This window comes from Pseudomonas sp. P39-UII1 (assembly GCF_039672635.1).
Taxonomy (GTDB): Bacteria; Pseudomonadota; Gammaproteobacteria; order Pseudomonadales; family Pseudomonadaceae; genus Aquipseudomonas.
Genome location: NZ_JBDFPP010000003.1, coordinates 342820 through 356582, shown reverse-complemented (window position 1 = coordinate 356582; position 13763 = coordinate 342820). Strand labels below are relative to the sequence as shown.

13 protein-coding genes are annotated in these 13763 nt (G+C 62.7%); 9 read left to right on the top strand and 4 right to left on the bottom strand.

Going from position 1 to position 13763, the window contains the following annotated elements; all coding sequences use genetic code 11:
- Positions 1–6: 6 nt before the first annotated feature.
- A complete protein-coding gene (locus ABEH27_RS06850; protein ID WP_346612821.1) occupies positions 7–309 on the bottom strand; it encodes a c-type cytochrome in 303 nt (100 codons plus the stop codon).
- Positions 310–502: 193 nt separating this feature from the next.
- On the opposite strand from ABEH27_RS06850, the gene yihA reads away from it, so the two are divergent.
- A complete protein-coding gene (gene yihA, locus ABEH27_RS06845; RefSeq protein WP_346612820.1) occupies positions 503–1135 on the top strand; it encodes a ribosome biogenesis GTP-binding protein YihA/YsxC in 633 nt (210 codons plus the stop codon).
- Positions 1136–1510: 375 nt separating this feature from the next.
- Here the strand turns inward: yihA and polA are convergent, their stop codons facing one another.
- Positions 1511–4258 carry a DNA polymerase I gene (gene polA, locus ABEH27_RS06840; protein WP_346612819.1) on the bottom strand — a complete coding sequence of 916 codons (2748 nt, stop codon included), beginning with the start codon at positions 4256–4258 and terminating at the stop codon, positions 1511–1513.
- Between the two features lie 74 nt (positions 4259–4332).
- On the opposite strand from polA, the gene ABEH27_RS06835 reads away from it, so the two are divergent.
- Positions 4333–4620 (top strand): DUF2782 domain-containing protein, encoded by a 288-nt coding sequence (locus tag ABEH27_RS06835; RefSeq protein ID WP_346612818.1) that lies wholly within the window; start codon positions 4333–4335, stop codon positions 4618–4620.
- 69 nt (positions 4621–4689) lie between these two features.
- Positions 4690–5640, top strand: a complete 951-nt coding sequence (locus ABEH27_RS06830) for a homoserine kinase (RefSeq protein WP_346612817.1) — start codon at positions 4690–4692, stop codon at positions 5638–5640.
- 82 nt (positions 5641–5722) lie between these two features.
- On the opposite strand, the gene ABEH27_RS06825 is transcribed toward ABEH27_RS06830, so the two are convergent.
- On the bottom strand, positions 5723–6679 hold the full coding sequence (locus ABEH27_RS06825) for a zinc ABC transporter substrate-binding protein (protein ID WP_346612816.1): 957 nt from the start codon (positions 6677–6679) through the stop codon (positions 5723–5725).
- 18 nt (positions 6680–6697) lie between these two features.
- Between ABEH27_RS06825 and zur the strand changes: the two genes are divergently transcribed.
- The 4 genes from zur (at position 6698) to ABEH27_RS06805 (ending at position 9563) form a co-directional block, all read left to right on the top strand.
- Positions 6698–7183 carry a zinc uptake transcriptional repressor Zur gene (gene zur, locus ABEH27_RS06820; protein ID WP_346612815.1) on the top strand — a complete coding sequence of 162 codons (486 nt, stop codon included), beginning with the start codon at positions 6698–6700 and terminating at the stop codon, positions 7181–7183.
- The gene (gene znuC, locus ABEH27_RS06815) at positions 7180–7953 is read left to right on the top strand and encodes a zinc ABC transporter ATP-binding protein ZnuC (RefSeq protein ID WP_346612814.1); all 774 of its coding nucleotides are present in this window, start codon (positions 7180–7182) and stop codon (positions 7951–7953) included. The genes zur and znuC overlap by 4 nt, the downstream gene beginning before the upstream one ends.
- Complete coding sequence (gene znuB / locus ABEH27_RS06810; RefSeq protein ID WP_346612813.1) at positions 7946–8728, top strand: zinc ABC transporter permease subunit ZnuB; 783 nt, start codon at positions 7946–7948, stop codon at positions 8726–8728. Before znuC ends, znuB begins: the two co-directional genes overlap by 8 nt.
- Before the next feature lie 127 nt (positions 8729–8855).
- Positions 8856–9563: a PA5502 family lipoprotein gene (locus tag ABEH27_RS06805; protein ID WP_346612812.1), complete on the top strand. Its 708-nt coding sequence runs from the start codon at positions 8856–8858 to the stop codon at positions 9561–9563.
- 104 nt (positions 9564–9667) lie between these two features.
- On the opposite strand, the gene katE is transcribed toward ABEH27_RS06805, so the two are convergent.
- Positions 9668–11833 (bottom strand): catalase HPII, encoded by a 2166-nt coding sequence (katE, locus tag ABEH27_RS06800; RefSeq protein WP_346612811.1) that lies wholly within the window; start codon positions 11831–11833, stop codon positions 9668–9670.
- A 202-nt stretch (positions 11834–12035) separates the two neighbouring features.
- Between katE and ABEH27_RS06795 the strand changes: the two genes are divergently transcribed.
- Together ABEH27_RS06795 and ABEH27_RS06790 are read left to right on the top strand one after the other, a co-directional pair.
- Complete coding sequence (locus tag ABEH27_RS06795; protein ID WP_346612810.1) at positions 12036–13043, top strand: methionine ABC transporter ATP-binding protein; 1008 nt, start codon at positions 12036–12038, stop codon at positions 13041–13043.
- Positions 13043–13714 (top strand): methionine ABC transporter permease, encoded by a 672-nt coding sequence (locus ABEH27_RS06790; RefSeq protein ID WP_346612809.1) that lies wholly within the window; start codon positions 13043–13045, stop codon positions 13712–13714. Before ABEH27_RS06795 ends, ABEH27_RS06790 begins: the two co-directional genes overlap by 1 nt.
- The last annotated feature ends 49 nt before the right edge of the window (positions 13715–13763 follow it).

Sequence of the window (13763 nt, the reverse complement as noted above, 5' to 3'; positions counted from 1 at the left end):
GAAATGTTATGTATCGGGACTGCCGCTCATCCAAAGGATGACCAAACGGTAGTCCTCGGCACTGCAGTCCATGCACAATCCACGCGGCGGCATAGCCTTGAAACCCTGAAAAACATGCGTCATGAGTACCTCCATGCCTTGCGCCAGCCTTGGCTCCCAGGCTGCCCGGTCACCCTTTCTGGGCGCCTGTGGCAACTGCCCGGCGTGACAGGCCGCACACGTGCGGTTGTACAACGCCTCGGGATCCTGTGTAGCCTGTGCGCTGAAAAACGGCAGGAACATACCGACAGCTAGCAGCCATTTCGCCAAGCGAAACGACCTGACAGGGTTGGGGGACGCGCTGCGTTCTGATGCGCGAGCTATTGTTCGACACCCCATGCCCATTCTCCTTCGCTGGGATAATGAGCACACAAAAACTGGGGCATTATATACTTCCGCCATCCAAACGGAAACGACACCGCTTGCCGGCCTAGGCTTTGGCAACACCCACATCGGATATCCCATGCAAGTCAAGAACCCCATCCTCGGCCTCTGCCAGAAAGCCACATTCGCCCTCAGCGCTGCCAAGGTCGAACAATGCCCGGACGACCAGGGTTACGAGGTGGCTTTCGCCGGCCGTTCCAACGCCGGCAAATCCAGCGCCCTCAATACCCTGACTCATGCCAGCCTGGCGCGTACCTCGAAGACCCCAGGGCGCACCCAGCTGTTGAATTTCTTCAGTCTGGACGATGAACGGCGATTGGTCGACCTGCCGGGCTACGGATATGCAAAAGTCCCGATCCCGCTCAAGCAACACTGGCAGCGCCACCTGGAAGCCTACCTGGGCGGCCGCGAATGCCTGCGCGGGGTGATCCTGATGATGGATGTGCGCCACCCCATGACCGACTTCGACAAGATGATGCTCGATTGGGCCCGCGCCAGCGGCATGCCGATGCACATCCTGCTGACCAAGGCCGACAAGCTGACCCACGGCGCGGGCAAGAACACCCTGCTCAAGGTCCAGTCGGAAATCCGCAAGGGTTGGGGGGATGGCGTGACCATCCAGCTGTTCTCGGCACCCAAGCGCCTGGGGTTGGAAGAGGCCTACCGGGTGCTGGCGGGTTGGATGGAGCTGGAAGACAAGCCGGTAGCCTGAGGCCTGCACCAGGCAACACTTGGATGCTGGGCCGCTTGCGGCCCATCGCAACACAAGGCCGCTCCTGCAAGGGCCGCCAAACCAGGAATTGCGGGCAAAAAAAACCCCGGACTTCGTATGGGGAGGGGGAAGTTCGGGGTTCAAGTCTGGACCGCTAGGGCGGGGTCCAGGTATCTGCCAACACTTAACACAACATAGGAGCATCGAAGGGCTTCACCAGCCATTCAGTTACTCTGAGTTCCGCTTCACCGGTTTAGTTCCGAAGCTCGCAAAACTATTTGCGATAGTTTCATGAAACCGTAGAACTAATGGCATCGAGCCATGCCAGGATCCGCGTCGCTACAGCGCAGATCCTACACAGGTTTCCCGGCTCAATCAGTGAGCTTCATCCCAATTCGAGCCAACACCTACTTCGACCAGCAGCGGCACATCCAGTTGTGCGGCGCGGCTCATGTGCCCGCGAATTTCATCCTTCACCTGCTCCAGCAGGTCTTCGCGCACTTCCAGCACCAATTCGTCGTGCACCTGCAGGATCACGCGTGCGTCCAGCCCGCTTTCGCTTAGCCAGTTGTCCACATTGACCATTGCCCGCTTGATGATATCGGCGGCAGTGCCCTGCATCGGAGCGTTGATCGCGGTGCGTTCCGCGCCTTTGCGCAGGGCCGGGTTCTTGGCATTGATGTCCGGCAGGTACAGGCGACGCCCAAACAGGGTCTCGACGAAACCTTGTTCGGCCGCCTGGGCACGGGTGCGCTCCATGTAGGCCAGTACGCCGGGGTAGCGGGCGAAATAGCGGTCGATATAGTCCTGCGACTGCTTGCGGTCCACGCCGATCTGCTTGGCCAGGCCGAAGGCACTCATGCCGTAGATCAGGCCGAAGTTGATCGCTTTGGCGCTGCGCCGTTGATCGGTCGTGACCTCTTCCAGCGCAACTCCGAAGACCTCTGCCGCCGTGGCACGGTGCACATCGAGGTCGTTGCGGAAGGCGTGCAGCAGGCCTTCATCCTTGGCCAGGTGGGCCATGATGCGCAGTTCGATCTGCGAATAGTCCGCAGCCAGCAGCTTGTAGCCGGGGCTTGCGACGAAGGCCTGGCGAATGCGCCGGCCTTCGGCTGTACGGATGGGGATGTTCTGCAGGTTCGGGTCGCTTGACGACAGGCGACCGGTCGCGGCCACCGCCTGCTGGTAGGAGGTGTGGATTCGCCCGGTGCGCGGGTTGATCTGCCCCGGCAGCTTGTCGGTGTAGGTGCTCTTGAGCTTGCTCAGGCTGCGGTACTGCATCAGTACCTCGGGCAGCGGGTAGCCCTGCACGGCCAGGTCATCGAGTACCGCTTCGGCCGTGGACGGCTGGCCCTTGGCGGTCTTGCTCAGCACCGGCATGCCCAGCTTGTCGTAGAGGATCGAGCCAAGCTGCTTGGGTGAGCCCAGGTTGAATTGTTCACCGGCCAGCTCGTAGGCGCGCCGTTCAAGGTCGGCCATCTTCACACCCAGCTCACCGCTCTGTACCTGCAGCAAGGCGGCATCGACCAACGCACCTTGGCGCTCGATCTTGGCCAGCACCGGCACCAGCGGCATTTCGATGTCCATCAGCACCGGCTGCACGCTCGGCGTCTGGGCCAGGCGGGCTTGCAGCGCCTGGTGCAGGCGCAGAGTGATGTCGGCATCTTCCGCCGCGTACGGGCCGGCCTTGTCCAGGTGGATCTGGTTGAAGGTCAGCTGCTTGGCGCCCTTGCCGGCGATGTCCTCGAACGAGACGGTCGCGTGGTCGAGGTACTTCTGCGCCAGGCTGTCCATGTCGTGACGGGTGGCGGTGGAGTTCAGCACGTACGATTCCAGCATGGTGTCGTAGGCCACCCCCTGCATCTGGATGGCCGGCGAGCCATTGGCGAGGATATTGATGTCGTACTTGGCGTTCTGCCCGACCTTGGCCTTGGCCGGGTCTTCCAGCAGCGGTTTCAACGCCAGCAACACGGCTTCGCGATCCAGCTGAACCGGCGCGCCTTCGTAGTCGTGGGCCAGCGGCACGTACGCCGCTTCGTGGGCATGCACGGCGAAGGACAGGCCAACCAGCTGCGCCTGTTGCGCATCCAGGCTGGTGGTTTCGGTATCGAACGCGAACAGCGGCGCCTGGCGCAGCTTCTCCAGCCAGGCGTCAAAACGGGCCTGGTCGAGGATGGTCTCGTACTTCGGCTCGACCTTTTCCAAAGGCGCCTCGGCCGGCGCAATTTCAGTACCGGCCCTGGCGGCGTCACGCTGCACGTCAGCAATCCAGCTCTTGAACTCCATCTCGGTATACAGCGCCAGTAGCGCCTCGCGGTCCGGCTCGCCACACACCAGCGCGTCCACTTCGATATCGAGCGGCACGTCGAGCTTGATGGTTGCCAGTTCGTAGGACATGAACGCGGCGTCGCGGTGTTCTTCAAGCTTGGCCGGCAAGGTCTTGGCGCCGCGGATGGCAAGCGTCGGCACCTTGTCGAGGTTGGCATACAGGTCGCTGAGGCCACCGCCGATACCGGTCAGCAGGCCCACCGCAGTCTTTTCGCCAACACCAGGAACGCCCGGGATGTTGTCTACCTTGTCGCCCATCAGGGCGAGGAAATCGATGATGTGTTCCGGGCCGACGCCGAACTTTTCGTGCACGCCGGCGACGTCCATGACGCTGCCGGTCATGGTGTTGACCAGGGTAACGTGGTCATCCACCAACTGCGCCATGTCCTTGTCACCGGTCGAAATGATCACCGGCCGGCCCATGGCCGCGCTGCTGCGTGCCAAGGTGCCGATCACGTCGTCGGCCTCAACGCCTTCGACGCACAGCAGCGGGTAACCCAGAGCCTTGACGCTGGCATGCAGGGGCTCGACCTGCACCCGCAGGTCATCCGGCATGCTTGGGCGGTTGGCCTTGTACTCGGCGAACATGGCATCGCGGAAAGTGCCGCCTTTGGCGTCGAAGACCACCGCGAACAGGCTGTCGGGGTATTGCTTGCGCAGGCTCTTGAGCATGTTCAGCACCCCTTTGACCGCGCCGGTGGGCATGCCTTTGGAGGTGGTCAGCGGCGGCAGCGCGTGGAAAGCGCGGTAAAGGTAGGAGGAACCGTCCACCAGGACGAGGGGCGCTTGGCTCATGAGCAGAATCAACCTTTTCGGCGGGTCCGGAGCTAGAATAGCCGGATCAATGACGACAAAGGGACAAGGTTATCATGCGTACACTCAATCGCCTGTTACTGCTCGGCCTGATGGCAACCATGCCAGTCGTCACCCTGGCGGCGGACGACGCCCCCTCGGCAGATCCCGAGGTGACCATTCGCACGGAAGGCGATAAAACCATCCAGGAATACCGGCAGAACGGCTTCCTGTATGCGATCAAGATCACACCGAAAAACGGCAAGCCTTATTTTCTGGTACGCGCCGATGGCTCTGATGGCAATTTCATTCGTTCCGACCAACCGGACATGCTGATCCCGTCCTGGAAGATCTTCGAGTGGTAATCTGACGCGTATCGTTCACATCAACCCGGCACTTCCCGGCGGAAGTGCCCGTATGGGCATTTTTTCATCATGTCAGTCTTCACCCCCGTGACCCGGCCTGAGCTGGAAACTTTTCTGGCGCCGTACCAGCTGGGCCGTCTGCTCGACTTCCAGGGCATTGCCGCCGGCACCGAAAACAGCAATTTCTTCGTCAGCCTCGAACAGGGGGAGTTCGTCCTGACGCTGATCGAGCGCGGGCCCAGCGAGGACATGCCGTTCTTCATCGAACTGCTCGACACCCTGCACGCTGCCGACATGCCGGTGCCTTACGCCATCCGTGACCGCGACGGCAATGGCCTGCGCGCGCTGTGCGGCAAGCCGGCGCTTTTGCAACCGCGGCTGTCGGGCAAGCACATCAAGGCCCCGAACAATCAGCATTGCGCCCAGGTCGGCGAGCTGCTGGCGCACATTCATCTGGCCACCCGCGACCATGTCATCGAGCGCAAGACCGACCGAGGGCTGGACTGGATGCTGGCGTCCGGCGCCGAGCTGATGCCGCGCCTGACCGACGAACAGGCAGCGCTGCTGCAGCCCGCGCTGGACGAAATCATCGCGCACAAGGCGCAGATCCTGGCCTTGCCCCGGGCCAACCTGCATGCCGACCTGTTCCGCGACAATGTGATGTTCGAAGGCACTCACCTGACCGGCGTGATCGACTTCTACAACGCCTGCTCGGGGCCGATGCTGTATGACATCGCCATCACCGTGAACGACTGGTGCCTGGACGAGCACGGCGCAATCGATGTGCCCCGCGCCCAGGCGTTGCTGGCGGCCTATGCGGCGCTGCGGCCGTTCACGGCAGCCGAGGCCGAGTTGTGGCCCGAAATGTTGCGGGTAGGGTGCGTGCGCTTCTGGCTGTCGCGCTTGATCGCGGCCGAATCGTTCGCGGGGATGGATGTGATGATCCATGACCCGAGCGAGTTCGAAGTGCGTTTGGCGCAGCGACAGCAGGTGGCGCTGCACTTGCCGTTCGCCTTGTAACCCCTTCGCGGATGAATCCACTCCTACAAGGGCGTTGGTGAACCTGTAGGAGCGGATTCATCCGCGAGAGGTCGGAAAGTGTTTAGAGCTGCTCCAGGCACCCCACCAAGTCACTGCCCAGCTTATCCAGCAAACGCTCGTAACCTTTGGCATCCACCGGATCGTTCCCACCCAGCGCATCCAGTTCCGCCAACCTCACCGGCAACCCGGCCGTCAGCGTCTCAGCCAACCGCGGGCGCAGCGGCGGTTCGCTGAACACACAGGTCTTGCCCACTTCCTGCAGGCGCTTGCGCATGGCCGCCACATGCTGCGCGCCCGGCTGCACTTCGGCCGCCACGCTGAACACGCCGGTGTGCTTCAGGCCATAAGCCGACTCAAAGTAGTCGAACGCTTCGTGGAACACGAAGTAGGGCTTGTCGGCAATGCCCGTCACTCTCGCCTTGATACGCGCATCCAGGCCATCCAGGCGTTCGGTGAAGGCTTTGAGGTTGCTCTGGTAGCGCGCCGCGTTGGCTGGGTCCGCCGCCGCCAGGTCCGCCGCCATCTTCGTGGCAATGACCCGGGCGTTCACTGACGACAACCACAAGTGAGCGTCCAGGCTGCCTGGGCGGTGATCGTGGTCATGGTCGTCGTGGTCATCGCCTTCGTGGGAATGGCTGTCCTCGCCAAAGTGGCGCAGCGACATGCCCGCCAGCGACTGCACAGCCACCGTCGGCTTGCTGCGGCTGCCCAGCACCCGCGGCAGGAAGCCCTCCATGTCCGGGCCGATCCAGTACAGCAGGTCGGCATCGCCGACGCGGCGTACGTCCGACGGGCGCAGGGCGTAATGGTGCGGCGAAGCGCCAGGCGGCAGCAGCACCTCGGGCGTGCCAACACCGTCCTGTACGGCGGCGGCAATCTGCTGCAGCGGTTTGATACTGGTCAGCACACGTACATCGGCCTGCGCCGAGCAGGCGAGGAAAGCGACAAAAAGCACAAGGAATCGGGACACGGTGAATACTCGAGTCGTCAGAAACAGGTAACATAATAACGTCTCCATCCAGAACCGTCGCTGCCCATGTCCATCACGCCGCTGGCTCACCGTCCCCACGATCATTCCCATTGCGTGCACAGCGCCTTGGCCGAAGCCGAGGTGCTGTGCACCCGCCAGGGCCTGCGCCTGACCGCGCTGCGCCGCCGTGTGCTGGAGCTAGTGTGGCAGAGCCACAAACCGCTGGGCGCCTACGACATCCTCGCCGTGCTCAGCGAACAGGACGGTCGCCGCGCAGCGCCGCCGACCGTCTATCGGGCGCTGGATTTCCTTCTGGAGAATGGCCTTGTGCACCGTATTGCGTCGCTCAACGCCTTCATCGGCTGCAGCCACCCGGAACATGCGCACCAGGGCCAGTTCCTGATCTGCCGCGAGTGCCATGTGGCCATCGAGCTGGAGCAGGACAGCATCAGCAATGCGATCATCGACAGCGCCAAGGGCGTGGGCTTCAGCGTCGAAACGCAGACGGTGGAGATCGTCGGCCTGTGCGGCAACTGCCGGGGGGCGGCATGAGCAACGCACTGATCCGCCTTGAGCAGGTCGGCGTCACGTTTGGCGGCGAGGCGGTGCTCGACAGCATCGACCTCTCGGTGGCACCCGGCCAGATCGTGACCCTGATCGGCCCCAACGGGGCTGGCAAAACCACGCTGGTGCGTGCCGTGTTGGGGCTGCTCAAGCCGCATCGCGGCAAGGTCTGGCGCAAGCCGAAACTGCGCATCGGCTACATGCCGCAAAAAATTCAGGTGGACGCCACGCTGCCATTGTCAGTACTGCGCTTTTTGCGCCTGGTGCCCGGTGTAGACCGCGCGGCAGCCCTGTCGGCACTGCAGGAAGTCGGCGCCGAGCAGGTTATCGACAGCCCGATCCAGACCATCTCCGGCGGCGAGATGCAGCGTGTGCTATTGGCCCGGGCGCTGTTGCGCGAGCCGCAGCTGCTGGTGCTGGATGAGCCGGTACAAGGCGTCGACGTGGTCGGCCAGACCGAGCTGTACAACCTCATCACCCGCCTGCGCGACCGCCACGGCTGCGGCGTGCTGATGGTTTCGCACGATCTGCACCTGGTGATGAGCGCCACCGACCAGGTGGTCTGCCTGAACCGCCATGTGTGCTGCTCAGGCCACCCCGAGCAAGTCAGCAACGACCCGGCCTTCGTCGAGCTGTTCGGCCAGAACGCCCCGAGCCTTGCCGTCTACCACCACCACCACGACCACAGCCACGACCTGCATGGCTCGGTGGTCGCCCCTGGCACCCATGTTCACGGAGACCACTGCAAGCATGGCTGATTTTCTTCTCTACGCCCTGCTCGCGGGTCTTTCCCTGGCGCTGGTGGCTGGCCCGCTGGGCTCATTCGTGGTGTGGCGGCGCATGGCCTATTTCGGCGACACGCTGTCCCACGCGGCCCTGCTGGGCGTGGCAATGGGCTTCGTGCTGGATGTCAGCCCCGCGCTGGCGGTAACCGTCGGCTGCCTGCTGCTGGCGATCCTGCTGGTGACCCTGCAGCAACGCCAGCCGCTGGCGTCCGACACGCTGCTGGGCATCCTCGCGCCCAGTACCCTGTCGCTAGGTTTGGTGGTGCTGAGCTTCATGCACGACGTGCGCATCGACCTGATGGCCTACCTGTTCGGTGACCTGCTGGCCATCAGCACCACGGACCTCGCCTGGATCCTTGGCGGCAGCGCGCTGGTGTTGCTGCTGCTTTCAGCCCTGTGGCGGCCGTTACTGGCGGTCACCGTGCACGAGGAGCTGGCCATGGTCGAAGGCTTGCCAGTTGCCGGCCTGCGCATGGCGCTGATGCTGTTGATTGCCGTGGTAATCGCCGTAGCCATGAAAATTGTCGGCGTGCTGTTGATCACCTCGCTGCTGATCATCCCGGCGGCTGCGGCACAACGCCATGCACGCTCGCCGGAGCAGATGGCCCTGGGCGCCAGCCTGCTGGGTGTAACCGCCGTATGCGGCGGCCTGGCCATGTCCTGGTTCAAGGACACGCCGGCCGGCCCATCGATCGTGGTCTGCGCGGCGGTGCTATTCTTGCTGAGCCTGGCCCTGCCAAAACGCTGAAAACCGGGGTGTGCCAAGGCGCACCCTGCAACCTTTCCGCGGGTAAAAGGTCTGTAAGACTTGTTTTCGAGCGTGCGCACCTGGGTGTAGACTTGCTCGCTTTTTGCGCAAATAGAGAGTCGCAGGAATGAAGCCGTTCGCATCCCGTTATCTGCTTGTTGCCGCGTTTTCCCTGTTCCTGGCCGCGTGTTCCAGCGCGCCGGTCGAGCAGGCCAATGCACCTGCCCAAGCCGATGCCTGGCAGCAGCTGCAGCAAAGTATCACCACCAATGAATTGGCCACCGCCGAAGACCAGTTGGCCGCACTGCAGGCGCAATCGCCTGACGATGCCCGCCTGGAGCCGTTCCAGCGGCAGTTGGCCGAGGCATACCTCAAGCGCAGCCAGATCGTCCTGCAAAAGGGCGATGTGAACGCTGCCGCCACCGCGCTGGCACGCGCGCGAGCGCTGATGCCGCAAGCACCTGCGGTGACGGGCGGTGACGCCGTCAGCCAGGCCCGCAAGGCAGAGCTGGAAAAGGCCGAGGCTGCGTTGAAAGCGGCCGAAGCCAAACCCATGGCACGGGTGATAGACCCGACAGCGCCGAGCACGGTCATTGCATTGAAGACCACGGATATCGCGGCCATGCGCCGACAGCTCGATGAAATTGCCAAAGACGTGGTGAATTACCAGTGTGAAGTGGTGTTCCAGGTGCCACGCACCGAGGATGCACCGTGGTTGAAAAACCTGCTGGCGAAGCGCGTCCACAAGCTCGACAGCAGCTTCGAGCTGAAGCAGAAGCATGAAATTCAACGCAAATTGCCGGCCCAGGTGGTATTGGTCCCGCATCAGCATTGAGTGCTTCGCAGGCAAGCCCTCTCCCACAGGCACCCCACAGCCCTTGAAAACTGTGGAGCATTCGTGGGAGCCGGCTTGCCGGCGATGGGCTGCAACGCAGCCCTTTACGCAGGAACACCCTCCGCAGCCGCCTCCCTTTCCCAAACCCGGTGCCCCGCGACCGCTTTGACAAAAGCATCCACGGTCTTCTGGTCATCCCCCAGCACCAGGCCCTTGTCTTCCTTGAGCCCCAGCGCCCCGAGCAGGCCCTTGCCTTCACTGGCCAAAGTAATCGCCTTGAGGTGCTTGTAGCCCTCCAACAAGAAGTGCTTGGCCAGGCCGCTGGCGGCCAGGGCATCCAGTGATGCCTTGCCCGCTGGCACGACGATCCCGTCGAACATGATCGAAGGCATGCCCTCCATCGATGCATCCACTGGCAGCGCTTTGCCATCGGCCGTCTTCACTGGCGCCGAAGTCGGCCCCAGCAACAGGATGCGCGTGCTATGGGCTTCAAGCGCTTTCACCAGGCGATCGACACTGGCGCCGTCTACGCCATCGGCCACCAGCAGGGCGATCTTGCGCCCCTTCACGCCAACCGTGCCAGGATGGTTCATCTGGCTCAGGGCAGGCGATTGCGCCAGCTTGCTGCCTTTGACTTTCACCGTGCCGGCTTTTGGCGCTGGCAGGCCAAGGTTGGCCGCCACCGCAGCTGCCAGCTTCAAGTCGATGTTGGCAAGGATTTCATTCACCTCACGGGCGCGAATAGGCTCACGCTCGACCTTGCCGAGCTCAAAGCTGTAGGCCTTGATAACGTGCTGCTGCTCGTTTGCACTCAAGCTCTGGAAGAACAAGCGCGCCTGCGAGAAGTGATCGCCGAACGACTCGCTGCGCTGGCGGATCTTGTAAGCGTCGATACGCTCGTGATAGCTCTCGAAACCGCCGTCCTGCGGGCCGGCAGGGGTTTCCTTGGGCCAACCGCCGTCGATCGAGTTCGGCTCGTAGGACGCGCGCCCCTTGTGGATGGTTTGCCGGTGCAGTGCATCGCGCTGGTTATTGTGGTTGGGCGCCACCGGCCGGTTGATCGGGATCTCGTGGAAATTCGGCCCGCCCAGGCGGCTTAGTTGGGTATCGGTATAGGAGAACAGTCGGCCTTGCAGCAGCGGGTCATTACTGAAGTCGATGCCCGGCACGATATGCCCTGGGCAGAAGGCAACCTGCTCGACCTCGGCGAAGAAGTTGTCGGGGTTGCGGTTGAGTACCATCTTGCCCAGCGGGGTCACCGGCACCGTTTCTTCAGGGATGATCTTGGTCGGGTCGAGCAGGTCGAAGTCGAATTTATGCTCATCGGCCTCCGGTACGATCTGCACGCCCAGCTCCCATTCCGGGTAATCGCCGGTTTCGATGGCCTCCCACAGGTCACGACGGTGGAAGTCGGCGTCCTTGCCCGCCAGTTTCTGCGCTTCGTCCCACAGCACCGAGTGCACACCCTGGGCCGGCTTCCAGTGGAATTTGACGAAACTGGATACACCTTCGGCGTTGATGAGGCGGAAGGTGTGCACGCCAAACCCTTCCATCATGCGCAGGCTGCGCGGTATGGCGCGGTCGGACATCGCCCACATGACCATGTGCGCGGACTCCGGCACCAGCGAGACGAAGTCCCAGAAGGTGTCATGGGCGGAACCGCCGGTAGGGGTCTCGTTGTGCGGTTCAGGCTTCACGGCGTGGACGAAGTCTGGAAACTTGATCGCATCCTGAATGAAGAACACCGGCATGTTGTTGCCAACGAGGTCGAAATTACCCTCATCCGTGTAGAACTTCACTGCAAAACCACGAACGTCGCGCACAGTGTCGCCCGAACCCCGTGGGCCCTGTACGGTGGAAAAGCGAACGAATACCGGGGTGATCTTTTCCGGGTCCTGAAGAAAACCGGCCTTGGTCAGCTGCGCATGGTTGCCATAGCTCTGGAAGAAGCCATGCGCGCCCGTGCCGCGGGCATGAACGATGCGCTCAGGAATGCGCTCGTGGTCGAAGTGGGTGATTTTCTCACGCATGATGAAGTCTTCGAGCAGCGACGGCCCGCGATCACCTGCCTTCAGCGTGTTCTGGTTATCAGCAATGCGCACGCCCTGGTTGGTGCGCAGCGCCTCGCCCGTGGCGTCGCTGCGCACATCCTCAAGGCTTTGCACCTTGGCGTTGGTATTGGCGCGGTCAGGTGTGTCAGTACCCGCGAGCTGGCTTTGCTTGGACGTGTCCGTCTTCTTGCTAGGCATCTTGGCCTCCTCATCAGTCATCAGGTTGCCCTTGGGGCATTGTTCTAGTAGTGACTGGAGCGCCTTTGGCTACGTTCAATAAGCTTTACCAGTTGTCGCGTTATGCCGGCTGGGTTGGTCCATTACGAAATAAATGCTAAGAACAGCTATTGGAAAAGGCTAAAATGCGCCACCCCAGCAAACCGCTGACCCCAAATTCCATGCGCCCCACAAGGTTCGCTACGTGATCGAGTTCCAACATGTACACAAGACCTACCGCGTCGCCGGTAGGGAAATCCCCGCTCTGAATCCGACCAGCCTGACCATCGAAGACGGCCAGGTATTCGGCCTGATCGGCCATTCCGGCGCAGGCAAAAGCACCATGCTGCGCCTGATCAACCGGCTGGAAGAGCCTTCCGGCGGCAAGATCATCGTCGACGGTGAAGACGTGACCGCGTTCAACGCCACCCAGCTGCGCGGCTTCCGCCAACAGGTCGGGATGATCTTCCAGCACTTCAACCTGCTGGCCTCCAAGACCGTTGCAGACAACGTCGCCCTGCCGCTGACCCTGGCCGGCGAGCTTTCGCGCAGCGAGATCGACAAGCGCGTCACCGAGCTGCTGGCCCGCGTCGGTCTGCAAGACCACGCCAGGAAGTACCCGGCGCAGCTGTCGGGTGGCCAGAAGCAGCGCGTCGGCATCGCCCGCGCCCTGTCCACCAACCCGAAAATCCTGCTGTGCGACGAGGCCACCAGCGCCCTCGACCCGCAGACCACGGCTTCGGTGCTGCAACTACTGGCCGAGATCAACCGTGAGCTGAAGCTGACCATCGTGCTGATCACCCACGAAATGGACGTGATCCGCCGGGTCTGCGACCGCGTGGCGGTGATGGATGCCGGGCAGATCGTCGAGCAAGGCTCGGTGGCCGAGGTGTTCCTGCACCCACAGCACCCGACCACCAAGCGCTTCGTCCAGGAAGACGAGCAGGTCGACGAAGGCGAGCAACGTGACGACTTCGCCCACGTACCGGGCCGCATCGTGCGCCTGACCTTCCAGGGCGACGCCACCTATGCGCCGCTGCTGGGCACCGTGGCCCGCGAAACCGGTGTGGACTACAGCATCCTTGCCGGGCGCATCGACCGCATCAAGGACGTCCCCTATGGGCAGTTGACCCTGGCCGTCACCGGCGGCGACATGGAAGCGGCCTTCGACCGCTTCACCGCAGCTGACGTACATATGGAGGTACTGCGTTGATGGACGCCCTGAATTTCTTCGCCAACGTCGACTGGGCCGAAATCTGGCTGGCCACCATCGACACCATGATCATGCTGTTCGGCTCGCTGTTCTTCACCGTGCTGCTGGGCCTGCCGCTGGGCGTGCTGCTGTTCCTCTGCGGCCCGCGGCAGATGTTCGAGCAGAAGGGCGTGTATGCGCTGCTGTCGTTGATCGTCAACATCCTGCGCTCGTTGCCGTTCATCATCCTGTTGATCGTGATGATCCCGTTCACCGTGCTGATCACCGGCACCTCGCTGGGCGTCGCCGGCGCCATCCCGCCGCTGGTGGTGGGCGCCACGCCGTTCTTCGCGCGCCTGGTGGAAACCGCCCTGCGTGAAGTGGACCGCGGCATCATCGAGGCCACCCAGTCGATGGGCGCCACTACGCGCCAGATCATTACCAATGCGCTGCTGCCAGAAGCCCGCCCGGGCATCTTTGCCGCCATTACCGTCACCGCCATCACCCTGGTGTCGTACACCGCCATGGCAGGTGTGGTCGGCGCCGGCGGCCTGGGCGACCTGGCGATCCGCTTCGGTTACCAGCGTTTCCAGACCGACGTGATGGTCGTCACCGTGGTCATGCTGCTGGTACTGGTTCAAGTGCTGCAGAGCCTGGGCGACAAACTGGTCGTGCATTTTTCCCGTAAGTAACCCCAATGGGGTCGGCCTGGCCGACCCGTTCGGGGGCCGTCGCGGCCCT